At 69.2% G+C, this 25,967-nt stretch carries 17 protein-coding genes and 2 pseudogenes; 16 read left to right on the top strand and 3 right to left on the bottom strand.

What is annotated here, in order from left to right:
- The first annotated feature begins 27 nt into the window (after positions 1-27).
- From AOQ53_RS25405 to AOQ53_RS25390, 3 genes and pseudogenes are all read left to right on the top strand, one after another.
- Positions 28-1,683 (top strand): ABC transporter substrate-binding protein, encoded by a 1,656-nt coding sequence (locus AOQ53_RS25405; protein WP_059420703.1) that lies wholly within the window; start codon positions 28-30, stop codon positions 1,681-1,683.
- A 352-nt stretch (positions 1,684-2,035) separates the two neighbouring features.
- Positions 2,036-2,725 carry a hypothetical protein gene (locus tag AOQ53_RS25395; protein WP_059420699.1) on the top strand — a complete coding sequence of 230 codons (690 nt, stop codon included), beginning with the start codon at positions 2,036-2,038 and terminating at the stop codon, positions 2,723-2,725.
- Positions 2,722-4,730, top strand: a pseudogene (locus AOQ53_RS25390) (beta-galactosidase). The gene AOQ53_RS25395 and the pseudogene AOQ53_RS25390 overlap by 4 nt, the downstream one beginning before the upstream one ends.
- Here AOQ53_RS25390 and AOQ53_RS25385 read toward each other — a convergent pair.
- Complete coding sequence (locus AOQ53_RS25385; RefSeq protein ID WP_059420698.1) at positions 4,720-6,717, bottom strand: alpha-glucuronidase; 1,998 nt, start codon at positions 6,715-6,717, stop codon at positions 4,720-4,722. The pseudogene AOQ53_RS25390 and the gene AOQ53_RS25385 sit on opposite strands and share 11 nt — an antisense overlap.
- Positions 6,717-7,189 (bottom strand): annotated as a pseudogene (locus AOQ53_RS41580) (GH92 family glycosyl hydrolase); the annotation flags it as partial. The pseudogene AOQ53_RS41580 and the gene AOQ53_RS25385, both read right to left, overlap by 1 nt.
- Here AOQ53_RS41580 and AOQ53_RS41575 point away from each other — a divergent pair.
- From AOQ53_RS41575 to AOQ53_RS25340, 10 genes are all read left to right on the top strand, one after another.
- Positions 7,183-7,500 carry a zinc ribbon domain-containing protein gene (locus AOQ53_RS41575; protein ID WP_408055185.1) on the top strand — a complete coding sequence of 106 codons (318 nt, stop codon included), beginning with the start codon at positions 7,183-7,185 and terminating at the stop codon, positions 7,498-7,500. The pseudogene AOQ53_RS41580 and the gene AOQ53_RS41575 sit on opposite strands and share 7 nt — an antisense overlap.
- A 711-nt stretch (positions 7,501-8,211) precedes the next feature.
- Positions 8,212-9,666, top strand: a complete 1,455-nt coding sequence (gene ngcE / locus AOQ53_RS25380) for an N-acetylglucosamine/diacetylchitobiose ABC transporter substrate-binding protein (protein WP_059420696.1) — start codon at positions 8,212-8,214, stop codon at positions 9,664-9,666.
- A 42-nt stretch (positions 9,667-9,708) separates the two neighbouring features.
- Complete coding sequence (locus tag AOQ53_RS25375; protein WP_059420695.1) at positions 9,709-10,635, top strand: carbohydrate ABC transporter permease; 927 nt, start codon at positions 9,709-9,711, stop codon at positions 10,633-10,635.
- Positions 10,635-11,558: a carbohydrate ABC transporter permease gene (locus AOQ53_RS25370; RefSeq protein WP_059420694.1), complete on the top strand. Its 924-nt coding sequence runs from the start codon at positions 10,635-10,637 to the stop codon at positions 11,556-11,558. The genes AOQ53_RS25375 and AOQ53_RS25370 overlap by 1 nt, the downstream gene beginning before the upstream one ends.
- A 576-nt stretch (positions 11,559-12,134) precedes the next feature.
- The gene (locus tag AOQ53_RS25365) at positions 12,135-13,346 is read left to right on the top strand and encodes an ROK family transcriptional regulator (protein ID WP_059420732.1); all 1,212 of its coding nucleotides are present in this window, start codon (positions 12,135-12,137) and stop codon (positions 13,344-13,346) included.
- A 133-nt stretch (positions 13,347-13,479) separates the two neighbouring features.
- Positions 13,480-14,580: an ABC transporter substrate-binding protein gene (locus tag AOQ53_RS25360; RefSeq protein WP_059420693.1), complete on the top strand. Its 1,101-nt coding sequence runs from the start codon at positions 13,480-13,482 to the stop codon at positions 14,578-14,580.
- A gap of 215 nt (positions 14,581-14,795) precedes the next feature.
- A complete protein-coding gene (locus AOQ53_RS25355; RefSeq protein ID WP_059420691.1) occupies positions 14,796-15,587 on the top strand; it encodes an ATP-binding cassette domain-containing protein in 792 nt (263 codons plus the stop codon).
- Positions 15,584-16,885 carry a sugar ABC transporter permease gene (locus AOQ53_RS25350; RefSeq protein WP_059420690.1) on the top strand — a complete coding sequence of 434 codons (1,302 nt, stop codon included), beginning with the start codon at positions 15,584-15,586 and terminating at the stop codon, positions 16,883-16,885. The genes AOQ53_RS25355 and AOQ53_RS25350 overlap by 4 nt, the downstream gene beginning before the upstream one ends.
- Before the next feature lie 180 nt (positions 16,886-17,065).
- Positions 17,066-18,997, top strand: a complete 1,932-nt coding sequence (gene dxs / locus AOQ53_RS25345) for a 1-deoxy-D-xylulose-5-phosphate synthase (protein WP_059420688.1) — start codon at positions 17,066-17,068, stop codon at positions 18,995-18,997.
- A 136-nt stretch (positions 18,998-19,133) separates the two neighbouring features.
- Positions 19,134-20,633: an amino acid permease gene (locus AOQ53_RS25340; protein ID WP_059420685.1), complete on the top strand. Its 1,500-nt coding sequence runs from the start codon at positions 19,134-19,136 to the stop codon at positions 20,631-20,633.
- A 622-nt stretch (positions 20,634-21,255) separates the two neighbouring features.
- Here AOQ53_RS25340 and AOQ53_RS25335 read toward each other — a convergent pair.
- The gene (locus AOQ53_RS25335) at positions 21,256-21,627 is read right to left on the bottom strand and encodes a PIN domain-containing protein (protein ID WP_059420684.1); all 372 of its coding nucleotides are present in this window, start codon (positions 21,625-21,627) and stop codon (positions 21,256-21,258) included.
- Between the two features lie 82 nt (positions 21,628-21,709).
- On the opposite strand from AOQ53_RS25335, the gene AOQ53_RS25330 reads away from it, so the two are divergent.
- The 3 genes from AOQ53_RS25330 to AOQ53_RS25320 all read left to right on the top strand — a co-directional run bounded on the left by AOQ53_RS25330 (position 21,710) and on the right by AOQ53_RS25320 (position 25,963).
- On the top strand, positions 21,710-22,726 hold the full coding sequence (locus AOQ53_RS25330; protein ID WP_059420683.1) for a hypothetical protein: 1,017 nt from the start codon (positions 21,710-21,712) through the stop codon (positions 22,724-22,726).
- A 208-nt stretch (positions 22,727-22,934) separates the two neighbouring features.
- Positions 22,935-24,206: a nucleotide sugar dehydrogenase gene (locus tag AOQ53_RS25325; RefSeq protein ID WP_059420681.1), complete on the top strand. Its 1,272-nt coding sequence runs from the start codon at positions 22,935-22,937 to the stop codon at positions 24,204-24,206.
- On the top strand, positions 24,203-25,963 hold the full coding sequence (locus tag AOQ53_RS25320) for a glycosyltransferase (protein ID WP_059420679.1): 1,761 nt from the start codon (positions 24,203-24,205) through the stop codon (positions 25,961-25,963). Before AOQ53_RS25325 ends, AOQ53_RS25320 begins: the two co-directional genes overlap by 4 nt.
- Positions 25,964-25,967: the final 4 nt, after the last annotated feature.

Here is a 25,967-nt window from a genome sequence, read left to right as displayed (position 1 = left end):
ACTCGCCTACGGAACAAAGGAGTCTCCGTGCAGAACGCAGGACAGCTGTCGCGGCGCCAGATACTCGCCGCCGCCGGCTTCATCGGCCTCGCCACCCTCACCGGCTGTGGCAGCGGAGACGACGGCGGGGACGGGAAGGACCTGTCGAAGAAACAGAACGGGGCGATGAAGAACTACCGGGCCGGGCAGCGGTTCAAGGCGGCCAAGCCGCTGTCCTTCTCGGTGCTGCACAACAACAACCCGGTCTACCCCATGAAGGACGGCTGGCTGTTCTGGAAGGAACTCACCAAGCGCACCGGCGTGACCCTCGAACCGGTCGACGTCCCGCTCGCCGACTACGAGAAGAAGCGCAGCGTCCTCATCGGCGCGGGAGACGCTCCCTTCCTGATCCCCAAGACCTACCACCCCTCCGAGGTCGCCTTCGTCTCGTCGGGCGCGATCCTCCCGGTCAGCGACTACGTGCACTTGATGCCCAACTTCCGCGAGAAGGTGCGCAAGTGGAAGCTGGAGCCCGAGCTCGACTCGATCCGCCAGTCCGACGGCAAGTACTACCTGCTGCCCGGACTGCACGAGAAGGTCAAGTCCGGCTACTCGCTCTCCTTCCGCACGGACGTCCTCGACCGCCACGGCCTGAGCCTGCCCACCACCTGGGACGAGGTGTACGACGTCCTCAAGGCGCTCAAGGAGGAGTACCCCGGCACGTACCCCTTCTCCGACCGCTGGAGCACCAACACCCCGTTCCCCTGCGGAGCCCTGTTCCTCTACCTCGGCCAGGCCTTCGGCGTCCGGGCCGGATGGGCGTACGACAACATCAGCTTCGACCACAAGGCGCAGAAGTTCGTCTTCACCGGCGCCCAGGACGCCTACCGTCGGATGGTCGAATACCTGCGCAGGCTCGTCGCCGAGAAGCTCATGGACCCCGAGAGCTTCAGCCAGACCGACGACCAGGCCGTGCAGAAACTGCTCGCCCAGAAGTCCTACGCGATCAGCGCCAACCCCCAGGAGCTGGTGCAGAACTACCGCTACAACCTGCAGAAGCAGGTCGACGGCGCCAAGATCGAGATGGTGCCGGTGCCCCTCGGACCGGCCGGCCCGGTGGTGCTCGGCGGCACCCGCCTGGAGAACGGCGTCATGGTCTCCAGCAAGGCCCTCAAGAGCGACAGCTTCGTCGCGATGATGCAGTTCCTCGATTGGCTCTGGTACTCGGACGAGGGCGAGAAGTTCTGCAAGTGGGGCGTCGAGGGCGTCACCTACACCGAGTCCGGCGGCCGGCCCGAGCTGAAGCCGGGCATCTCCCTCATGGGCTCCGACCCGGACGCCCCGAAGGACCTCCAGAAGGACTACGGCTTCTTCAACGGCGTCTTCACCTACGGCGGCAGCTGGGACCTGGTCTCCTCCTCCTTCAGCCCGGACGAGAAGAGGTTCCAGGACGCCATGACCCAGCGCGAGCAGCTGCCCATCGACCCGGCCCACCCGCTCCAGTCCTTCGAGCAGGAACAGGCGACCCTCTGGGACACCCCGCTCAAGGACACCGTCATCCAGAACACCCTCCAGTTCGTCCTCGGCAAGCGTCCGCTGTCCGAATGGAACGCCTACCTCGCCGAACTGAAGTCGAAGAACATGCAGCAGCTCGTCGACCTGCACAACAAGGCGTACGAGCGGTTCAAGAAGGAGAACGGGTGATCCGCGTCCCCGACGCGCCGATCGACCGGCTGACCGGAGCCTGGCGACACCGCGCCGACACCGGCCGCGTCGACTGCGCCCTGCGCTGCTGCTTTCGGGGTTTGGCGGAGCCTGCGTGCACGCGTGGGTGGCTGGTTGGTGACGCCGGTGGCGTCGGCTGCGTCCTGCGCTGCTGCTTTCGGGGTTTGGCGGAGCCCGTGTGCACGCGTGGGTGGCTGGCTGGTGACGCCGGCCGAGTCGACCGGCCCGTGACTTTGAGCCGCCACGAGGTCACCCTCGTCGAGCTCACCCCGGTCGTCGACGAGACCTCGCTCTGGTGGGACGAGTGGCGCCTGCCCGGCCGGGAGGCGGCATGAGCACCGCACGCACCTCCGACTTCGGCACCGGTGCCCTCTCCCGCGCCTCCGCCCTGATCCACACCGTCCTCACCGTCGAAGCGCTGCTGCTCCTCGCCGCCTCCCCGGGCGTGGCCGGACTGCTCCTGCTCGGCCCCGCCCCCGCCCCCGCCAACCTCCCCCTCGCGGCCCTGTGCCTGCTGCCCCTCGGACCGGCCCTGTCCGCCGCCCTCTACGCCCTCCACCACCGCAGCCGCGACCTCACCGAACTGCACCCGGCCCGCGCCTACCTGCGCGGCTGGCGGCTCAACGCCGTACCGGCGCTGAAGCTGTGGGCACCCCTGCTGGCCTGGCTGACGGTCATCGCCTTCACCCTGACCCACTTCTCCGCCACCGGCCTGCCCGCCTGGTGGGCGCTGCTGCTCGCGGCGATCGGCGCCGGCTCCCTCCTGTGGGGCGCGCACGCCCTCGTCCTCACCTCGCTGTTCGCCTTCCGCGCCCGGGACACCGCCCGCCTCGCCGGGTACTTCCTGTTCCGGCACGGCCGCGCCACCCTCGCCGCCGCCTCCCTGCTCGTGCTGACGGCAGCGATGACCGCCCTGCTGACCGAGGCCCTGCCCGCCCTTCTGGCCGCTCCGCTGCTGCTGTCCCTGCTGCACGGCAGCCGCACGGTGATCACCGAGACCCAGGAGGACTTCACGGCATGACCGCGCCCCGCACGCCGAAGATCCCGTACGGCGGTGACTACAGCCCCGAGCAGTGGCCCGAGACCGTCTGGGACGACGACCACCGCCTGTTCACCCGGGCCGGCATCGACACCCTGACCGTCGGCGTGTTCACCTGGTCCCTCACCCAACCGGCCCCGGACACCTACGACTTCACGGTCCTGGACCGCATCCTGGACCGTGCCGCAGCAGAGCACCGTCAGGTCTGCCTGGCTACCGGCACCGCCGCCCTCCCGCCCTGGCTCGCCAAGCGGCACCCCGAGGTCAACCGCACCGACTTCGAGGGCCGCCGCCACCGCTACGGCCAGCGCCACAACTTCTGCCCCAGCTCACCGGCGTACCGCGAACACGCCACCGTGCTGGCCTCCCGCCTCGCCGAACGGTACGCCGACCACCCCGCCCTGCTCGCCTGGCACATCAACAACGAGTACGGCGGCGCCTGTTACTGCGAGCTGTGCGCCGAGGCGTTCCGCGAGTGGCTCCGCGACCGGCACGGCACCCTCGACGCCCTCAACGACTCCTGGTGGACCACCTTCTGGTCGCACCGCTACACCGACTGGGACCAGATCGAGCCGCCGAACGCCCTCACCGAGCACTGGCGCGGCCCCGACCACACAGCCTTCCAGGGCATCACCCTCGACTACTTCCGCTTCACCACCGACGCCCTCCTCGGCTGCTTCCTGGCCGAGAAGGAGGTGATCCGCGCCCACGACCCGGACACACCCGTCACCACCAACTTCATGGGCATCTTTCGCCCCCTCGACTACCACCGCTGGGCGCCCCACCTCGATTTCGCCTCCTGGGACAACTACCCGCCCCTCGACGCCCCGCCGACCCGGCCCGCCCTCGCCCACGACCTGATGCGCGGCCTGAAGGACGGCGCCCCCTTCTGGCTCATGGAGCAGACCCCGTCGACGACGGCCTGCCGTGACGTCAACCCGCTGCGGCGGCCCGGCGAACTCCGCCTCGCCACCTTCCAGGCCATCGCCCACGGCGCGGACGCGGCCCTCTACTTCCAGATGCGCGCCTCACGGGGCGCCTGCGAGAAGTACCACGGGGCGGTCATCGGCCACGCGGGCCGTGACGACACCAGGATGTTCCGCGAAGTTGCCGAACTGGGGCGGGAGTTGGAGTCCCTGGGTGAAGGGACCCTCGGCGCCCGCACCCCGGCCCGCACCGCCCTCCTCTTCGACTGGGACAGCTGGTGGGCCCTGGAGATCTCCGACGGCCCGTCCCGGCTGGTCAAGTACCCGGAGATGGTTCACGCCTACTACCGGGCCGCCCGTGAGGCCGGCGCCGACGTGGACGTGATCCCGCAGACCGCCGACCTCACGCCCTACGACGTGGTGCTCGCCCCCGCCCTCCACATGGTCAAGGGCGACCTCGCCACCCGCCTCGAAGAAGTCGCCGCACGCGGCGGCACGGTCCTGGCCAGCTTCCTCTCCGGCCGCGTCGACGAGCACGACCGTGCCTTCCTCACCGACGTCCCCGGCCCGCTCGCGCCGCTGATGGGCATCCGCGTCGACGAATGGGACGCCCGCCCACCCGAGTTCACCCAGCCCATCCCCGACTGCCGGCCGAGGCACGGCTCGTCTTCGAGCTCGTGCTGCCACGCGGCGCCGAACCGGTCGCCACCTACGGCACCGACTTCTACGCCGGCACCCCCGCTGTCACCCGCAACCGCTTCGGTGACGGCCAGGGCTGGTACGTCGCCACTGCCCTCGACCAGCCGGGCGTCGACCAGGTCGTCCGCCGCATCCTGGCCCGCCACGACCTGCTCGGCCCCTACGCCGACCACGCCGCCGTGGAGACCGCCACCCGTGTCACCCCCGACGGCACCACCCTCCTCTTCCTCCTCAACCACGCGCCCGAACCTGCCCGTCTGGCGGCTCACACCGCCGCCACCGACCTGCTCAGCGGCAAACGGGTCGAGCAGGGCGACCCCCTGGTCCTGGACCCCCTGGGCGTGGCGATCTTCAGTAAATGAGGCGCCCCCGCTCGTCCGGCACCCCTGACTTGCGGAAGAAGTAACTGTTGATCTGGTCGCGCCACTCGCGGGCGCTGCGGAGCTGCTCCTCGTACCGCTCCGCCACCCGCGCGTGGCGCACCGGGTCCACCAGCCCGGCCAGGGAGGCCCACACCTCCCGGGCCTCCTCGACCTCCTCCACACCCTCGAAGTGCGTGTCGTAGATGTGCTGGATCACGGTCTTCCCGCTCTTCAGCGGATGCCCGTACGGCACGTGGTGGAAGAACAGCAGCAGCTCGTCGGGGCAGGTGTCCGGCGACTCGTACAGCCCGGCCCACGGCTTGGCGTACTGCCCGGCGTATCCGGTCCCGCTCGCCACGCTGCGGTCGACGCCGATGCCGTCGCGGTCGGCGAAGTGGTAGGTGCCCCACGGGCTGTACTCGTAGCCGTCGACGCTCGGCCCGTAGTGGTGGCCCGGCTGCACCATCCATCCCACGCCGAGCGGAGCGGTGTACTTCTCGTACGTCCGCCATGAGCCGTCGAGCACCGCGTGCACCCCGTCGGACAGGCGCTCCGAGGCCTCCGGGAAGGTGAGCCCGATCCACTCGTCGAGCACCTCACGCGGCTCGGCGTCCGGCCGCCACGCCAGCCGTCCGAAGGTGTACAGGTTGGCCTGGGCGAGGGGGTGCCCGGTCCAGAACGGGTCGTCGCCGGCGTTGGACACGGCGACCAGCCCGCCCCGCGCCCTTTCGCCCACGGACGACTCCGGTTCTTGCCGGAAGCGCAGCACCTCGCTCCACATCGGCCCCAGCCAGCAGACGTGCCGCTGCTGTCCGGTGTACTCCTGGGTGACCTGCAACTCCACCGCCAGCCGGGTGCGCGGCATCGCGCCGATCAGCGGCGAGACCGGCTCACGCACCTGGAAGTCCATCGGCCCGTGCTTCACCTGGAGCACGGCGTTCGGCGCGAACTCGCCGTCCAGCGGCACGAAGTGGTCGTACGCGGCCCGGGCCCGGTCCGTCGTGCGGTCCCGCCAGTCCTGGCGGTGGTCGTAGACGAACGCCCGCCAGTGGACGGTGCCGCCGTACGGTTCGAGCACGGCGGCCAGCATGTTCGCTCCGTCCGCGTGAGTGCGGCCGTACGCGAACGGGCCCGGCTGACCCTCCGAGTCGGCCTTCACCACGTACCCGCCGAAGTCGGGGATCGCCTCGTACACCCGTCGTGTCGCCGTGGCCCACCAACCTCGCACCGTCTCGTCCAGCGGATCGGCCGTGGGGAGTCCGCCGAGCATCACCGGCGCGGCGAAGGACACGGACAGGTGTGTGCGGACACCGTAGGGCCGCAACACCTCGGCGATTGCCGCCACTTCGGCGATCCGGTCGGTCAGCAGGTGCGCCTCGGTCTCGTGCACGTTGACGTTGTTGACGGCGACCGCGTTGATCCCGCACGCCGCGAGCAGCCTGCCGTACGCCCGCACCCGCTCCAGGTCGCCGCGCGCCCGCCCGTCCTCCCAGAACAGCGAGCCGCCCGCGTATCCGCGCTCCACCTGGCCCATGACCGGGTGCACGGCGACGTTGTCCCAGTGGTCGAGCATGCGCAGGGCGAGGGCGGGGCGATGCGGCTCCCGCGTCCACCCGCCGGTGAACGCCGCCTCCCCGAGCCGTACGACGTGGAACAGCCCGTACAGCAACCCCCGTCCGCCGGAGGCGGTGACGGTCGTCGTGCCGCCCTCACGCGCGCAGGTGAAGCCCTCTTCACCGAGGCCCTCTTCACCGAGGCCCTCGTCGCCGAGGCCGAGGACCAGGTCGCATGCGCCGTCCGATGCGGCGCCCCGTACGACCCGGCCCCCGAACCGCCGGCAGGCCTGCGCCACTTCCCCGTGCACCGTCTCCGCCATGGGACCCGATCCACGGATCACCGTCCGCCGGCCGCCGACCGCCCGGAAGGCGGCGGGCGGGAGCCAGGCCGGGTCGACACCCTGGGGCAGGACGGGCACGGGAAGCGGCATCAGACCCCCAACTCGGCTGCTCGGGCGAGCAGTTCGACCTCCGCCAGCATGCCCTCGCCGTCGAGGACCAGGCGGTACTTCTCGTACGTACCCGGTGACCTCACGCTGAACGCGCGTGTCTGCCTGTCCCAGGCGAAGGACTCCCCGGAGCGCCGGTCCAGCGTCCGCCAGATGGTGCCGTCGGACGAGCCTGGAGCGTCCAGCCGCTCGGCGCCTTCGCACGGCCCGACGACGACGTCAGCGTGTACTGGACCGCCCTGGCGCGCTCGGAGACCGGCGGGTCCACGGACGTCACAGCCGCGTCCGTCGCCGACGTGTAGTCGAACAGGGCGCCCTCACCATCGAGCACGTCCGCCCGGCGCGCCGGCCCCTTGTCGTCCTGTGTGATCGACACCGGAGCCGCGTGCCGGCCCGTGCCCCAGGACGACGGCCGCGGACCCATGTCGAACTCCATGACACCGCCCTTTGCGACCCGTACGGCTTCGCCGCGACCAGCGGGGCACCCTCTCCTCCTGGCCCTTCCACCAGCTCGGGCAGCACCTCGCCTACGAAGCCAGGCAGGCTGGGGTGCCGCTTCTAGAGGTGGACGCGCACCATACCTCGCAGCGTTGTCAGCGTTGCGGGCACACCGAGAGGGGCAACCGGCCCGACCGGGACCATTTCTGTTGTCGTCGGTGCGGCCTCGCTGGGCCTGCCGACGTCGTCGCCGGGGTGAACGTGCGTGACCGCGCCCGCTCGGCGTGTTTGTCACCGCACCCGCACTCTCCCCCTGGCATGTGCTGAGGGCTGGGTGGATGCGAGCCGTGACCGTCCTGTCGTAGGAGGGGCAGTCGGGAGCGCGACGAGGTGTGAACGGAGCGAGTGCACAAGCTCGGCCGTTCCCGGCCGAGAGGGTGACGTCGGAGACCTTGTTGTACGAGTGCGCCCGCCGCCCTCCGGTGCCGTGTCGACGGTGTTCAGCCAGTCCGGAAGCGGGTCGTCCGCCTCGAACGAGGACGCGAACCTCCGATCGGTCTTCTCGGGGGCTTCGGGCAGTGCGACCGCACGCCCTGGGAGCCCAGGGCCAAAGCGACGGCGGTCGACGACACGACCGCCGAACCCCATCTGTGCCGAGCTTTCCGCTGCGTCTACGGGTACCCTCCCTGCGCAGTGGACAACGTTGTCAACTTCCACGCGCAAGGACCAGTGGTTGCCAAGTGCCGGGGAGCGTCAAGGGGGTTGGTTGTGGCATTCGGGGGTGACGACCGGGATTTTTCCGCCGAGGGACAGACGGGGCGCTCGGTTTTCCGCGAGGTCTCAACTCGGATAAGACCCACGGCCAACCCTGTGTTCGATCTTGATCCGCTGACGGGAAGTGGACTATACCTGTCGCACGCTTCACGCGATCCGCACGTCACCACCCGCACTTTCCTGCACGACCCAGCTTGACCCGATCGCGGTGCCGGGAAGGATCCGGTTCACCGCCTGAGTCCTGGAGAAGGCGAGGACTTGAGCATGGGATCCACTTCCGCCGAGAACCACGGCACCGAGGGTGTCGGCCGCCGTGATCTGATCAAAAGGTCCGCCGCGCTCGGGCTGATCTCCGTTCCCACGATGAGCTTCCTGTCCGCCTGCGCCAGCAGCGGCGGCAATGAAAGCGGGGACAAGGCCAAGACCGGCAAGAAGACCGCGAAGAACCCGCTCGGCGTCAACGACACCGCGGGCATGGAATTCGTCCTGTTCGACGGCGGTTTCGGTAAGGAGTACGCCGAGGACGCCGTGAAGATCTACGAGAAGAACTTCCCCAAGGCGAAGGTGAAGTTCTCCGCCACCCAGAAGATCCAGTCCACCCTCCAGCCCCGCTTCAACCAGGGCACCCCGCCGGACCTCATCGACAACTCCGGCGCCGAGCAGATGGACATGGGTGTCCTGGTGGGCAAGGACCAGCTCACCGACCTCACCCCGCTGCTGGACGCGCCCTCCTACGACGACCCCGGCAAGAAGGTCCGCGACACGCTGCGCCCCGGCATCGTCGAGATGGGCCAGTTCGACGGCGAGAAGGTCTGGATCCTCTACTACGCCTACACGGTCTACGGCGTCTGGTACTCGCAGAAGGCCCTGGCCTCGCTCGACGAGCAGTATCCCGAGACCTGGGACCAGATGCTCGCGGTCTGCGAGAAGGCCAAGAGGAAGGGCATGGCGGGCTGGACATACGCGGGCAAGTACCCGTATTACCTCCCCTTCTCGCTCTATCCGATGATCGGCAAGGTCGGCGGCCGCGAGGTCCTCGACGCCATCGACAACCTGGAGCCGAACGCCTGGAAGCATCCGGCCGTCAAGGCCTGCTTCGACGCGTACTACGAGCTCTACAAGAAGGGTTACATCCTCAAGGGCACCCCGGGCCTGGACCACATCCAGTCGCAGACCGCCTGGGCCCAGGGCAAGGCACTGTTCATCCCGAACGGCTCCTGGGTGGAGAACGAGTCGGCCAACGTCATCCCGAAGGACTTCGACCTGGCCGTCTCCGCGCCCACTGGACTCGACTCCTCCGACAAGCTGCCCTTCGGCACCATCTGGGCCTCGGGCGGCGAGCCCTTCATCGTCCCGTCCAAGGCGAGGAACGCCGAGGGCGGCATGGAACAACTGCGCATCATGCTCAGTGAGGCGTCCTCGAAGAACTTCACCGGCAAGGTGAAGTCGCTGACCGCGTACAACGGCGGCACCGACGGCATCGCCCTCACCCCCGGTCTGAAATCGGGTGTCGCGGCGCTGGACAAGGCGGGCGAGAACGTGGTGAATCCCCGCCTCCAGGACTGGTACGTGCAGTTGCAGAAGGAAAAGATCGGCGTCTCCGGACTGGGCGAGATGATGGCCGGCCGCCTCACTCCGGCCGAGGCCATCAAGAAGATCCAGGGCTACGCCGACGAGGTCGCCAAGGACGATTCGATCAAGCACTACAAGCACCAGTAACGGCACCGGAAACTCAATTTCCGCAACGGCACCGGAGTGGCGATGCAACACGGCAAGTACCGGTTCATCGTGGGCTTCCTCGCGCTGCCCCTGGGACTGTACGCGCTCTTCGTGATCTGGCCGTTCATCCAGTCCATTTACTACTCGTTCACGGACTGGACCGGCCTGAGTCCCGAATTCAAGATGGTCGGTTTCGACAACTACAGCCGGATGCTCGACGACGAGATCTTCTGGAAGTCGTTGCAGCACAGCCTGCTGTTCGCGCTCCTGCTGCCGGTCGTCACGATCAGCCTGGCGCTGTTCTTCGCCTTCATGATCAATGTCGGCGGCAGAAAGAGGAAGAACGGCCCGGTCGTTTCCGGCGTCCGGGGCTCCTCCTTCTACAAGATCGTCTACTTCTTCCCGCAGGTGCTGTCCATCGCCATCGTCGCGCTGCTGTTCGCGTTCGCGTACAACCCGGACAGCGGCGCGATCAACTCGGTCCTGCGCGGCATCGGCCTCGACGACGTCCAGCCCCTGTGGCTCGGCGACCCCGACCTGGCGCTGTGGGCCGTGATGGCGGTGCTCGTCTGGTCCACGGTCGGCTTCTTCGTGGTTCTCTTCTCCGCCGGGATGGCCTCCATCCCGGCGGAGATGTACGAGGCCGCGCTGCTGGACGGGGCGGGGCGGGCCACGACGTTCTTCCGCGTCACCCTTCCCCTGCTCTGGGACACCGTGCAGTCGGGATGGGTCTACATGGGCATCCTCGCCCTGGGCGCCGAGTCGTTCGCGGTCGTGCAGATCATGACGACCGGGCCGGGCGGTCCCGACTACTCGACCACCGTCATGGTCCTGTACGTGTACCAGAAGGCGTTCCGTGACGGGCAGGCCGCCTACGCCACCACCATCGGTGTCGCCCTGCTCGTCGTCACGCTGGCCTTCGCCGCCGTGGTGATGCGGCTGGGCCGCCGCGAGCGGCTGGAGTACTGATGAAGACGACGGAGACCCCCGCGCCCGTGCCCGCCGAGTCCGGCGCGCCCGTCACCAAGGCCGACACCCCGCCCGGCCCGCCCCCGAAGGAGAGGAAGGAGGGCACGGTCCTCAACGCCTTCTCCCACGGCATCCTCGTCATCTGGGCGTTCATGGTGGTCATGCCGCTGCTGTGGGCGGTGATGACGTCCTTCAAGGACGACCGGTCCATCTTCGGCTCGCCCTGGTCGCTGCCGGACACGCTGCACTTCGACAACTGGTCGCGGGCGTGGACCGAGGCCAACATGAGCGACTACTTCCTCAACACCGTCCTGGTGGTGGGGGGTTCGCTCATCGGCACGCTGGTCCTCGGCTCGATGGCGGCGTACGTCCTGGCCCGTTTCGACTTCCCGGGCAACCGCTTCATCTACTACCTGTTCATCGGCGGCATGAGCTTCCCGATCATGCTGGCGCTGGTCCCGCTGTTCTACGTCGTGAACAACATGGGCCTGCTGAACACCATCCACGGGCTGATCCTCGTCTACATCGCCTACTCCCTCCCCTTCACGGTGTTCTTCCTGACGGCGTTCTTCCGTACGCTGCCGACATCGGTGGCGGAGGCGGCCTTCGTCGACGGCGCCTCGCACAGCCGTACGTTCTTCCAGATCATGCTCCCCATGGCCAAGCCGGGCCTGGTCAGCGTCGGCATCTTCAACTTCCTGGGCCAGTGGAACCAGTACATGCTGCCCACGGTCCTGAACACCGACCCGGACAAGCGCGTCCTCACCCAGGGCCTCGTCCAGCTGGCGGTCAGCCAGGGCTACAAGGGCGACTGGTCGGGCCTCTTCGCGGGCCTGGTGATGGCCATGCTCCCCGTCCTGGCGGCGTACATCATCTTCCAGCGACAGGTGGTGCAGGGGCTGACGGCGGGTGCGCTGAAGTAGCGACGGCCTGCGGCAGCTGAGCCGGAGGGTTTCGCAGCACGGCGTTGCGGGGTGCCGCCGCGCCCACCCTCCCCCAAGCTCTCGGCTTCGCTCGAGCAGGGGGACCCCCATCGCCCTTAGCGGCACGATTGCCCGCAGCTGAGTGGGACCGGTGGTCCGCAGCGGCCAAGCCACGCCGCGCCCGCACCCACGCGCGGCGAGAAAGGGCCGTGTCGGGAGGTCTCCGCCCGCAGCGGTTGGCGCGTCAACGGACAGTGAGTCGGTTCGCGAGCCCATCGCGCCGTTCCGAGGACGGACACCCCCCGGCGCGGCCCCGACCCACCACCGCCGCGCAGGCGCAAGCGGGCCCCCCAAATCCGCACAGGCTGCCGCAGGCAAACCCCCCAAACCCGCACAGGCCGCCGCAGGCACCCCGCCCAACCGCCGGAGGCATGCGTAGCCCTCCGCAACCACATGCACACACCTCGAATCGGTTCAACCTCTTGACGGGAGGCAACCCGAACGGCTCAGCTTAGAGTTCACTAGTTGGACATGGACGGGGTCTCATCGAAGCGGCCCCGCGCGCAGGAGGTCGTCGTGGAGACTCCGGGGTCGCAGTCGTCGCTGCACCGAGCCAACCTGGAGCGGGTCGTACGAGCCGTGCGCCTGGCGGGCTCCCTCACCCAGGCCGAGATCGCGCGGACGACGGGCCTGTCCGCCGCGACGGTGTCCAACATCGTCCGGGAGTTGAAGGAAGGCGGCACGGTCGAGGTCACACCCACCTCGGCGGGCGGCCGCAGGGCCCGCAGCGTGTCCCTCAGCGGGGACGCCGGCATCGTCATAGGGGTCGACTTCGGCCACACCCACCTCCGCGTCGCCATCGGCAACCTCGCCCACCAGGTCCTGGCCGAGGAGTCCGAGCCCCTCGACGTCGACGCCTCGTCGACCCAGGGCTTCGACCGGGCGGAACAGCTGGTCAGCCGCTTGATCGAGGCCACGGGCGTCGACCGGACCAAGATCGCCGGTGTCGGCCTCGGCGTGCCCGGCCCGATCGACGTGGAGTCCGGCACCCTCGGCTCGACCGCGATCCTGCCCGGCTGGACGGGGACCAAGCCCGCCGAGGAGCTCCACGGCCGCCTCGGCGTACCCGTGCACGTGGACAACGACGCCAACCTCGGCGCCCTCGGCGAAATGGTCTGGGGCAGCGGCCGCGGCGTGCGCGACCTGGCGTACATCAAGGTCGCCAGCGGTGTCGGCGCGGGCTTGGTGATCAACGGCAAGATCTACCGCGGCCCGGGCGGTACCGCCGGAGAAATCGGACATATTACACTCGACGAATCCGGCCCCGTCTGCCGCTGCGGAAACCGCGGCTGCCTGGAGACCTTCGCGGCCGCGCGCTACGTGCTCCCGCTCCTCCAGTCCAGCCACGGCACCGACCTGACCATGGAGGGCGTCGTACGGCTCGCACGGGACGGAGACCCGGGCTGCCGTCGGGTGATCGCCGACGTCGGCCGCCACATCGGCAGTGGAGTCGCCAATCTCTGCAACCTGCTCAACCCGAGCCGTGTGGTCCTCGGCGGTGATCTCGCCGAGGCCGGTGAGCTGGTGCTCGGGCCGATCCGGGAGTCCGTCGGCCGCTACGCCATTCCCAGCGCGGCACGCCAGCTTTCCGTTCTCCCCGGGGCACTCGGCGGCCGTGCGGAGGTGCTCGGAGCGCTCGCGCTGGCCCTCAGCGAGATGGGCGATTCAACACTTTTGGACGGCACTGCCGTAGGGGCGCTGCCGGCGGCGACCCCTGCCTTCACTTAGAGAACGGATGGCACCGTTGCCATCTCGTTAAGGATTTACTTCTTGACGTCGCACGTGTGGCCGAGTTGACTTCCAGCCACCTCGGCCGCAATGTCGCGGCCTCGTCAGGGAGGTTTCTGAAGTGAACACGCGTATGCGTCGCGCCGCTGTTGCGATTGCCGCCGGTGCGATGGCTGTTTCGCTTGCTGCCTGTGGCAGCGCCAAGGAGTCCGGCGGCAACGCCGACTCCACCGGGTCCGCGAAGAAGGGCGACGACATCAAGGTCGGCCTGCTCCTTCCGGAGAACGCGACCGCGCGCTACGAGAAGTTCGACCGGGTGCTCATCGAGAAGAAGGTCAAGGAACTCACCAACGGCAAGGGCGAGGTCGTCTACGCCAACGCCAAGCAGGACGCCAGCACCCAGAACCAGCAGGTCGACACGATGGTTACCAACAAGGTCGACGTGCTGATCGTGGACGCGGTGGACTCCAAGGCCATCGCCGGCTCGGTGAAGAAGGCCAAGGACGCGAACATCCCCGTCGTCGCCTACGACCGCCTGGCCGAGGGCCCGATCGACGCCTACACCTCGTTCGACAACGAGACCGTCGGCAAGACCCAGGGCGAGGCCCTGCTGAAGGCCCTGGGCGACAAGGCCAAGGACGGCCAGATCGTCATGATGAACGGCTCCTCCACCGACCCGAACGCCGCCCAGTTCAAGAAGGGCGCGCACTCCGTCCTCGACGGCAAGGTGAAGATCGGCCGCGAGTACGACACCAGGGAGTGGAAGCCGGAGAACGCCAACTCCAACATGGAGGGCGCCATCTCCGCCCTCGGCAAGGACAAGATCGTCGGCGTCTACTCCGCCAACGACGGCATGGCGGGCGGCATCATCACGGCCCTGAAGGCAGCCGGCATCGCCGACATCCCCGTCACCGGCCAGGACGCCGAACTCGCGGGCGTGCAGCGCATCGTCACCGGTGAGCAGTACATGAGCGTCTACAAGCCCTACCCGCAGGAGGCGAACGTCGCGGCCGAGATGGCCGTCGCCCTCGCCCAGGGCAAGTCGCTCGACTCGATCGCCAAGGACAAGGTCGACAGCCCGACCACCAAGGCCATCCCCTCCGTCCTGGTCCCGGTCGTCTCGCTGACCAAGGACAACATCAAGGACACCGTCATCAAGGACGGCATCTACACCGTGAGCGAGATCTGCTCCGGCAAGTACAAGGCCGCCTGCGACAAGATCGGCCTCAAGTAGGCGATCGGTCTCCCATAAGCAGCCGTCAGGTCCCCTGGGGGAAACGGGAGTCCGGGTCCGGACTCCCGTGACTCCCGTCGATCCCGTACGGGACCGGCTGCCCAGAGTTCCTCCGGCGTCCCGCCACACCAGCCCCGCAAGCTCTGCGGGGCGCCGGAGTGATCACTCCTCCCACACTTCTGCACAACCTCCCGCCGGGTCAGGCGGCGAAGGAGATGGTTCACGTGTCCGCTACGCCCGTGCTGGCGTTGCGCGGGGTCTCCAAGCGGTTCGGTGCCGTACAGGCGCTCACCGACGTAGAGCTTGAGGTCCACGCCGGTGAGGTGGTCGCCCTGGTCGGCGACAACGGCGCCGGAAAGTCCACGCTGGTCAAGACGATCGCCGGCGTGCACCCCATCGATGAGGGCGTCATCGAATGGGACGGCAGGTCCGTCCAGATCAACAAACCGCACGACGCCCAGAACCTCGGCATCGCGACCGTCTACCAGGACCTCGCGCTGTGCGACAACATCGACGTCGTCGGCAACCTCTACCTGGGCCGGGAGATCCGCAAGCGCGGTGTCCTGGACGAGGTGGAGATGGAGCGCCGCTCCCGCGAGCTCCTCGACACACTGTCGATCCGTATCCCGAGCGTCCGCATCCCGATCGCCTCGCTGTCGGGCGGCCAGCGCCAGACCGTGGCCATCGCCAGGTCCATGCTCGGCGAGCCCAAGCTGGTCATCCTCGACGAGCCCACCGCGGCCCTCGGCGTCGAGCAGACCGCGCAGGTCCTCGACCTGGTCGAGCGGCTGCGTGAGCGCGGCCACGCCGTGATCCTCATCAGCCACAACATGGCTGACGTCAAGGCCGTCGCGGACAAGGTCGCCGTACTGCGCCTCGGGCGCAACAACGGCATCTTCGAGGTCAAGTCGACCTCGCAGGAAGAGATCATCTCCGCCATCACCGGCGCCACCGACAACGCCGTGACCCGCCGTGCGGCGCGCACGAACGGGGAGGTTTCCAAGTGAGCATCGACAAGACCTCCGCGGCCACGGGAGCCCCCGAAGACCACGTCGTGGAGAACCCCGAGGCGGCCAAGGCCGCCGTCACGGTCGTCGACCCCCGGCTGCTGGTGCGCGAGCAGGGCCTCGCCGGCTACGTCACCGAGTTCAAGCGCAAGATGAAGTCCGGCGACCTGGGCTCCCTCCCGGTCGTCGTCGGCCTGGCGGTCATCTGGCTGATCTTCACGAGTCTGAACTCCAACTTCCTCACCGCGGGCAACCTGTCCGACATGTCCGTCGCCATGGTCGGCACGGGCATGATCGCCGTCGGCATCGTGTTCGTGCTGCTGCTGGGCGAGATCGACCTGTCGGTCGGCTCGGTCAGCGGTGTCGCGGGTGCGAGCTTCGCCGTGCTGAACGTCACCAACGGCATGAACGAGTGGCTCGCCTTCCTGCTGGCCATCGTCACCGGCACGGTCGCCGGCGCGCTGCACGGCTTCTTCTTCGCGAAGATCGGCGTCCCCGCGTTCGCCGTCACCCTGGCCGGACTGCTGTTCTGGAACGGCTTCATGCTCCAGATCCTGGGCGACAACGGCACGATCAACCTCGACCCGGACGGCGTCGTGGCCCAGTTGACCAGCTACTACTTCTCGGACGTGGCCGCCGCCTACGGGCTGGCCGCGGTGGTGACCGCCGGGTACTTCCTCAGCTCCTTCTTCGGCAACCGGCGCCGGGAGGCCGCGGGGGTGCCGTCGCGGCCGCTGAGCGAGACCATCGTGCGGACGGTACTGCTGGCGGTCGTCGCGTTCGCGGTCGCCATCGTCTTCAACCAGTACAAGGGCCTGCCGCTGGCCGTGGTGATCTTCATCGTGGTGCTGCTCGTCACGGACTTCGTGCTGCGGCGCACGGCGTACGGGCGGAAGGTGTTCGCGCTCGGCGGCAGCGTCGAGGCGTCGCGCCGGGCCGGTATCAACGTGGAGATGGTCCGGATCTCGGTCTTCGCGATCTCCGGGACGTTCGCGGCGGTCGGTGGCCTGTTCATCGCGTCGAAGATCGCCGCGGCCAACCAGGGTGCCGGTGGCGGTGACCTGCTGATGAACGCGATCGCCGCCGCGGTGATCGGCGGTACGTCGCTGTTCGGCGGGCGTGGGCGGACGTGGAACGCGCTGCTCGGTGTGCTGGTGATCGTGTCGATCCAGTACGGGCTCGCCCTGGAGGGCATCGCTTCTCCGGTGCAGTACATGATCACGGGTGGTGTGCTGTTGGCCACGGTGGTGATCGACGCGGTGACGCGCAAGACGCAGAAGACCGCAGGGCGCGCGTAGCGCCGAAGAACACCGCTGTGCCCGGCACCGCGAGGTGCCGGGCACAGTCATGTCGTAGGTGTGGCACAACTTGGGTACAGCCGAACGCGTGACGTACGACGCATGGCCACGGCGCCGCCCGCGAAGGCGGAACATTAGACTCGACAAGCCCGGCAACAGCTCTACTGCAAGGAGGCACGGGTGCCGCTGCTGACCCGTATCAGGGGACCGCGCGATCTGGACCGGCTCAGCCTGGAGGAGCTGAACCAGCTGGCGGAGGAGATCCGGACCTTCCTTGTCGAAGCGGTCTCCAAGACCGGCGGTCACCTCGGCCCCAACCTCGGCGTGGTGGAGCTCACCATCGCCCTGCACCGGGTCTTCGAATCGCCCAAGGACAAGGTGCTCTGGGACACCGGACACCAGTCCTACGTGCACAAGCTGCTCACCGGCCGTCAGGACTTCTCGAAGCTGAAGATGAAGGGCGGCCTGTCCGGCTACCCCTCGCAGGCCGAGTCCGAGCACGACATCATCGAGAACTCGCACGCCTCGACCGTCCTCGGCTGGGCCGACGGCATCGCCAAGGCCAACGAGCTGCTCCAGCGCGACAGTCACGTCGTCGCCGTGATCGGTGACGGCGCGCTGACCGGCGGCATGGCCTGGGAGGCGCTGAACAACATCGCCGACGCCAAGGACCGGCCCCTCGTCATCGTCGTCAACGACAACGAGCGGTCCTACGCGCCGACGATCGGCGGTCTCGCCAACCACCTCGCGACGCTGCGGACGACGGACGGCTATGAGCGGTTCCTCGCCCGCACCAAGGAGGTGCTGGAGCGCACCCCCGTCGTCGGGCGGCCGCTCTACGACACCCTGCACGGCGCCAAGAAGGGCCTGAAGGACTTCATCGCCCCGCAGGGCATGTTCGAGGACCTCGGCCTGAAGTACGTCGGCCCGATCGACGGGCACGACCTGGAGGCCCTGGAGTCCGCGCTCGCGCGGGCCAAGCGGTTCGGCGGGCCGGTCATCGTGCACTGCCTCACCGAGAAGGGCCGCGGCTACCAGCCCGCCCTCCAGGACGAGGCCGACCGCTTCCACGCCGTCGGCAAGATCCACCCCGACACGGGCCTGCCGATCGCCTCCTCCGGCGCCGACTGGACGTCCGTGTTCGGCGAGGAGATGGTCAAACTCGGCGAGGAGCGCGAGGACATCGTCGCCATCACGGCCGCCATGCTCCAGCCGGTGGGCCTGGACAGGTTCGCCAAGCGCTTCCCCGAACGGGTCTACGACGTCGGCATCGCCGAGCAGCACGGCGCCGTGTCCGCGGCGGGCCTGGCGACGGGCGGCGTGCACCCGGTGTTCGCGGTGTACGCCACCTTCCTCAACCGTGCCTTCGACCAGGTGCTGATGGACGTGGCCCTGCACAAGTGCGGCGTGACCTTCGTGCTCGACCGGGCCGGTGTCACCGGCACCGACGGGGCGTCCCACAACGGCATGTGGGACATGTCGATCCTCCAGGTCGTACCGGGGCTGCGGCTGGCCGCGCCGCGTGACGCCGACCAGGTCCGCGCCCAGTTGCGCGAGGCCGTCGCGGTCGACGACGCGCCGACCGTGGTCCGCTTCTCCAAGGGCGCCGTCGGTCCCGCCGTTCCCGCCGTGGGCCGGGTCGGCGGCATGGACGTGCTGCGCGAGCCCGGCACCGACCGGCCCGATGTGCTGCTGGTCTCCGTCGGTGCCCTCGCGCCGATGTGCCTGGAGATCGCCGGCCTGCTCGACAAGCAGGGCATCTCCACCACCGTCGTCGACCCGCGCTGGGTCAAACCCGTCGACGAGGCCATGGCCCCGCTCGCCGAGCGGCACCGCGTGGTCGTCACCGTCGAGGACAACAGCCGGGTCGGTGGTGTCGGTTCGGCGATCGCGCAGGCGCTGCGTGACGCGGGCGTCGACGTGCCGCTGCGCGACTTCGGCATCCCGCCGCGCTTCCTCGACCACGCCTCGCGCGCCGAGGTCATGGCCGAAATCGGCCTCACGGCGCCGGACATCGCCCGGCAGGTGACCGGGCTGGTCGCCAAGCTGGACGGCCGGTACGAGCGCTCCGCGGCCGACGCCGTCGACTCCGTGGAACCCGCGCGCGACTGACACCGCTGAATGGGCCGGTCTCACCACCGTGAAGGGTGGTGGAACCGGCCCATTGGCGTGAATCCGTCCGTGCCGGGGCATACGGATGGTGCCCCCTCTCGATCATGTCGAGGACGACAAGCGTGGGAGGTACCCCGTGAGCAGTACCCTCTTCCGGACGAAGAAGGTCGAGCAGTCCATCCTCGACACCGAGGAGCCAGAGCACGCGCTCAAGAAATCCTTGTCCGCGCTGGATCTGACCGTCTTCGGCGTCGGCGTGATCATCGGCACCGGCATCTTCGTCCTCACCGGAACGGTCGCGAAGAACAACGCCGGGCCCGCGACGGCTCTGGCGTTCGTCGCGGCCGGCGTCGCCTGCGCCCTGGCCGCTCTCTGTTACGCCGAGTTCGCGTCCACGGTCCCGGTCGCCGGGTCCGCCTACACGTTCTCGTACGCCTCCCTCGGTGAACTGTCCGCCTGGATCATCGGCTGGGACCTGGTTCTGGAGTTCGCACTCGGTACGGCGGTGGTGGCCGTCGGCTGGTCCGGCTACATCCAGTCGCTCATGGACAACGCGGGCTGGGAGATGCCCGCGGCCCTGGGCAGCAGAGAGGGCTCCGACGTCTTCGGCTTCGACCTCCTCGCCGCCGCGCTCGTCCTCGTCCTCACCGGCATCCTCGTACTCGGCATGAAGCTGTCCGCGCGGATCACGTCGATCGTCGTCGCCATCAAGGTGACGGTCGTCCTCGTCGTGATCATCGCGGGCGCGTTCCTCATCAAGGGCGAGAACTACGACCCGTTCATCCCGAAGGAGAAGCCGGTGGAGGCCGGGTCGAGTCTCGACTCCCCGCTGATCCAGCTCATGTTCGGCTGGGCGCCCTCCAACTTCGGTGTGATGGGCATCTTCACCGCCGCCTCCGTCGTGTTCTTCGCGTTCATCGGCTTCGACGTCGTGGCCACGGCGGCGGAGGAGACCCGCAACCCGCAGCGCGACATGCCGCGCGGCATTCTCGGCTCACTCTTCATCTGCACGGCCCTGTACGTCGCCGTGTCGATCGTCGTGACCGGCATGCAGCACTACAGCCGCCTGTCCGTCGACGCGCCGCTCGCCGACGCGTTCAAGGCCACCGGGCATCCCTGGTACGCGGGTTTCATCAGCTTCGGCGCCGCGGTCGGTCTGACGACGGTGTGCATGATCCTGCTGCTCGGGCAGACCCGGGTGTTCTTCGCGATGAGCCGTGACGGGCTGCTGCCGCGGTTCTTCTCCCGCGTCCACCCGCGGTTCAAGACCCCGCACCGGCCGACCATCCTGCTCGGCGTGGTCATCGCGATCCTGGCCGGCTTCACTCCGCTGACGGAGCTCGCCGCCCTGGTGAACATCGGCACGCTGTTCGCCTTCGTCGTGGTCGCCATCGGTGTGCTCGTCCTCCGCAGGACCCGCCCCGACCTGCACCGGGCCTTCCGCACCCCGTGGGTGCCGGTCATCCCGATCCTGTCGGTGTGCGCCTCGCTGTGGCTGATGATCAACCTGCCCGCCGAGACGTGGGTGCGGTTCGCCATCTGGATGGCCGCCGGGTTCTTCGTGTACTTCCTCTACGGCCGCACGCACAGCCGCCTCGCGAAGGGCGAGGAAACGAAGGTCGAGGACACGCTCTAGCCGGCCTGCGCGCCGTGTGCCTCCGGCGGTGGGGCGGGGTGCCTGCGGCGGCCTGCGCGGGTGCGGTGGGGATGTGCGTAGCGCCTTCGCGGTGGTGGTGGGGCGGGGCCGCGCCGGGGGGTGTCCGTCCTCGGAACGGCGCGATGGGGTCGGATACCGACTGACCGTCCGTTGACGCCAGCCGCTGCGGGCGGACCCCCCGACACGTCCCCTTCCGTGCGCGCGCGGGTCCGCCTAGCTGCGGGCAGTCGCGCCGCTAAGGACGATGGGGGTTCCCCTGCTCGAGCGAAGCCGAGAGCTTGGGGGAGGGGGGGCGCAGCGGCACACCGTTCCGCCGGGCTGCGGGTCCACCCCGCCCCAGCAGCCGCCGGCGGCACCCCGCAGCGCCGAGTCGCGGGCCCACCCCGCGCCAGCAGAAGCGGCCCTCACTAGTGCCCCGGCAGGCAACGTTCGCCCCGTCGCGACGCCCGGCACGCCCTCTCGCCGCACCGGCCGAAAGCCCGGGTACATCCAGTACGAGGGCTTCCGGCCGGCACTCCCCCAAGCTGCTTCGAGCAGGGGGTACCCCCAGAGCACGCACCGGACGCCGCTCCTTGACGGGCAAACGTTGCCTGCCGGGGCACTACGGCCGTACCGACCGCGGCCCCGCCACCTCCGCCCCCAACTCCCCGACCCGCCGGCGCAGCTCCCGGTCCGCCGTGACCACCAGCACCGGACGTGCACCCGCCCCCGCGACCACGTCCACGATGTGGTCGTCCCCACTGCCCGCCGCCGACTCCACCCGCACCCCGGCCACGGACTCCACCCCCCGCGCCGCCCCCTCCACCACGAGCACGACCTCCACCGGCCCGTCCACCCCCGGCACCCCGTCCGACGCCAACCGGTCCCGCAACCGCTCCGCCGCGCCCTTCCGGTCCCGCCACCAACCGTCCGGCACCGACCCGACGACATTCGCGGCGTCGACGACGACAAGCAGGGGAGCGTTGCTGTTCATGTGGTCAGGGTCGCACGGCGGATCCCGGCCAGGCAGGGGGCGGGCGCGGCGGCCGGCCACCCCGCCCGCGTAAGGTGAACCGGTGAACGGCGACTGGCTCATCCGCGGCCGCGACGGCCGCCTCACCGTCTACCTCCCCTCCGGCGACGCCGTCCTGTGCCGTGCGGAACGCGGCCCCGCCGGCTCCTGGGACGCCCCCCGAACCGTCGGCGGCACCCAGAAGCTGCACCCGGGGCTCGCGGTCGGCCAGGGTGTCGACGGCTACGCCCATCTGGCCGCCTGGCGGCCCACCGTGCCGGGCGAGTCGGGGCTCGTGCACTCCACCCACTTCCGGCCCCGGCTCGCGCCCCTGGACTGGATCCCGATCGGGCACCCCGACAAGAAGGGCGACCGGACGGGCGAGCCGGCCGTCGCCGTCGACGCCCAGGGGCGTGGCTATGTCTTCGTCCGTAACAAGGGCGGCGGAGTGAGCCTGCGCAACCAGAAGGAGAAGGGCGGCTGGGGGCCCTGGCAGAACCTCGAGGGGCATGACGTGGAGGGGGAGTTGGCCGCCGTGACGGGGGAGTCGGGGCTGGTCGAGGTGTATGCCGCCGCGGCCGGCGGGATTCTGCACTGGCGGCAGGAGGAGCCGGGCCGGACGCCGGTGCGGGGGGAGGGGGTCGACATGCCCGTTCGTCCGGGGACCCTGCGCGCGCTCGCGACGTCCGCCGAGCACACCACCCTCTTCTTCACGGACATCTCCGGCGACCTGTGCGCCTGGCGCCCGGGGGAGAAGCCGGTGACGCTCATCGCCTCCGCCGGGCCGGGCCCCGTGTCCGCCGTGCGCTGTGAGATCGAGGGGCACGACTGCACCGTGCTCGCCCAGCGGTCATCGAGTGGCCGGGTCGCCTTCGCCGCCTACCCGACCGAACTGGAGTCCGCCGGGGCCTGGTGGACCGAGTCCGGCCCCCCACTGCCCGCCGACGCCACGGTGTCGCTGGCGCTCGACGAGCACGACGAGGTCGTCGCGGTCTCCCTCTCCCCGTCGACCGGGAAGCTGCTGGTCACCCGCCGCAAGGACGAACCGGGGCTCGCGCTGGAGGCATGGCGGGAGATCTGACACCCCGTTCCTTCCGAGGCTCTCGTCGCTCCAGAGCCACCAAGTCGGCCAAGAGTTGTACGGATGTGTGCGTGACGAGATGCACCTCGGGTGAACATGGTCAAAGGGTGAAGGTCTTGTTAACCTCCTCGCACTGTTCGATTTGCTGGGGGGCCGGTTGTCGCTGCGTCAGGCCGGGGCTGCGGCAACGGGGTTGGGGAATTATGTCGTGAGCAGATCCTCCACGGTGGATCTCGTCGTTGTCGGACTGGGCTACGTGGGACTGCCGTTGGCCAGGTCCGCGGCCGCCGCGGGCCTGAAGGTGGTCGGTCTCGACCGCAGCCGACGGGTGGTCGACGGGCTGAACGCCGGCCGCTCGCACGTGGACGACATCACCGACTCCGATGTGCGCGGCATGCTGGAGCGGGGCTTCGAGGCCACCGACCGGGCCGGGGTCGTCGCCGATGCCGCCGCGGTCGTGGTGTGTGTGCCGACGCCCCTCACCGACCACGGTGCTCCGGACCTCGGCGCGGTGCACGCCGCCGTGGACGACATCGCCGCCCATCTCCGGGCCGGCACGCTCGTGGTGCTGGAGTCGACGACGTACCCGGGGACCACCGACGAGGTCGTCAGGCCCCGTCTGGAGGCCGGCGGGCTGCGCGTCGGCGTCGACTTCCACCTCGCCTTCTCCCCGGAGCGCATCGACCCGGGCAACGCCTCCTTCGGGCTGGAGAACACGCCCAAGGTCGTCGGCGGCAGCACGGCCGACTGCACCAAGGCCGCCCGCGCCCTCTACGAGCGTTTCGTGCACCGGGTCGTCGAGGCCAAGGGCACCCGCGAGGCCGAGATGGCCAAGCTGCTGGAGAACACCTACCGGCACGTCAACATCGCTCTCGTCAACGAGATGTCGATGTTCTGCCGTGAGATCGGTGTCGACCTGTGGGACGCGATCCGGTGCGCGTCCACGAAGCCGTTCGGGTTCGCGCCCTTCTACCCCGGCCCCGGCGTCGGCGGGCACTGCATACCGATCGACCCCAACTACCTGTCGTACAAGGTCCGTTCGCTGGGCATCCCGTTCCGGTTCGTGGAACTGGCGCAGGAGATCAACCAGCGGATGCCCGTGCATGTCGTCAACCGGGCGGCCGATCTGCTCAACAACCAGGGCAAAGCCGTGCGCGGCTCGCGTGTCCTGCTGCTCGGCGTGACCTACAAGCCGGACATCTCCGACCAGCGCGAGAGCCCGGCGACACCCGTCGCGGAGAACCTGCTCGCGCGCGGTGCCGAACTCGTCTACTTCGACCCGCGGGTCGAGGACTGGCGCGTCGACGGTGTGCCCGTCGAGCGTGCCGTCGACTATCTCGCCGCCGCCGAGGCCGCCGACCTCACCATCCTGCTCCAGCCGCACCGCGAGATCGACCTGGACGTGCTCGCCGACCGCGCCCGGGCGCTCTTCGACACCCGCGGCGGGTCCGCCGATCACCCGCGGGTGGTCAAGCTGTGACAGCCGAGGACACGTACATACCCGGGGCCGTCGACTCCGGTGGCCGTCGCGCGCACCGCAAACGGCGGCACTTGAAGGTCTCGTACTTCGTCTTCCTGGCCCTGGCCGCGCTCATCGCGACCCGGCTCGACGCCGGTTCGCTGCACCTGTACTCCATGGGTGCCATGGGTCTGCTGTCCCTGAAGATGTTCGGCGCCCTCTTCTACCGTCCGGCCAAGGCCGGGCGGGAGGAGCTGGAGTACCTGGAGAACGCCTGGGTCACCGCGGTCATCCCGATTTACAACGAGGACCCGGTGATGTTCGAGCAGGGCATGCGCAGCCTCCTCGCGCAGAGCCGGCTGCCGAACGAGATCCACATCATCGACGACGCCAGCGCCGACGACTCCGGCATCCGCGCGGCGAAGAAGATGCGCCGCGAGTTCGAGGCCAAGGGCGTCAAGTACACCGTCAGCGTGCAGCCGGAGAACAAGGGCAAGCGCGAGGCGCTCGCGCTGGGCTTCGAGGCCGCGCCGTACTCGGACATCTTCCTGTGCGTCGACTCGGACACCGTGCTGTCCCGGGACACCGTGCGCGAGCTGCTGCTGCCGCTGGCCGACGAGAAGATCATGGCCTCCACCGGCATGGTGCTGGCGCTCAACCACGACAGCAACATCTTCACCCGTCTCCAGGACCTGCGTTACGGCAACTCGTTCCTCTTCGAGCGGGCCGCCTACTCGCGGCTGAAGTCGGTCCTGTGCTGCTGCGGCGCGCTCTCCGCCTACCGCGGCACGCTGGTGCGCAAGTACCTGCCGGACTTCCTGGGCCAGCAGTTCCTGGGCAAGCCGGCCGTCTTCGGTGACGACCGCCGCATGACCAACTACTGCCTGATGGAAGGACAGGTCGTCTTCCAGGAGACGGCCGTCGGCTACACCGCCGTCCCCGAGAAGCTGCCGCACTTCCTGCGCCAGCAGGTCCGCTGGAACAAGTCCTTCTTCCGCGAGTCGCTGTGGGCGTTCCGGCACCAGAAGAAGTACCGGCCCGCCTTCTGGCTGACCTGCATGGAACTCGCTCTGTGGCTGGTCTTCGGCTCGGCGATGTTCTACTCGATGGTCATCCTGCCCATCATCAAGCCCGAGCAGTTCGTCAACCACATCGGCGACTACCTGATCTTCATGGTGCTGATGGGCTACCTGCGCAATGTGCGGTACCTCGACTTCCCGCGCCGGGGCATGGGCTTCGTCAAGCGGTTCGGCATGTTCCTGCTCGCGCCGGTCTACGGCGTGATCCAGCTGACCCTGCTGACCCCGCTGCGGTTCTACGCCCTGTTCACCCTGCACAAGGGCAGCTGGGGCACCCGCCAGGGCGGTGTCGAGGTGTCCGTGGCCGGTGACCACGAGTCCGAGATGACGGAGATCTTCGAGGAAGAGGACCCGTACTCCGACAAGAAGGTCACCGAGACCCTCCAGCTGATGCGTCTGGAGGGCGTGGCCCTGCGCACCCGGCCCCGCCCGTCCGGCGGCATCCCGGCCCAGCCGCAGCCCATCCCGGGCTACGACGAGGAGCAGCACGCGGCCGTCCCGCAGCAGCGGGTGAGCTGGGGGACACCGGAGCCGGCCGGTCAGCAGCAGTGGCAGGGCGGGTACGACGGCTACCCCGACCCGTACCAGCAGCAGTACCCGGGCCAGGGCCACGACCCCCAGCAGGGCGGATACCCGCATCCGGACCCCTCCTGGCAGCAGGGCCAGGGGCAGGGATACGGGCAGGGCGGCGGCTGGTAGGCCG

Source organism: Streptomyces azureus (assembly GCF_001270025.1).
GTDB lineage: Bacteria > Actinomycetota > Actinomycetes > Streptomycetales > Streptomycetaceae > Streptomyces > Streptomyces azureus.
The sequence above is the reverse complement of the archived record's forward strand: the minus strand, read 5'-3'. Positions and strand labels throughout refer to the sequence as shown.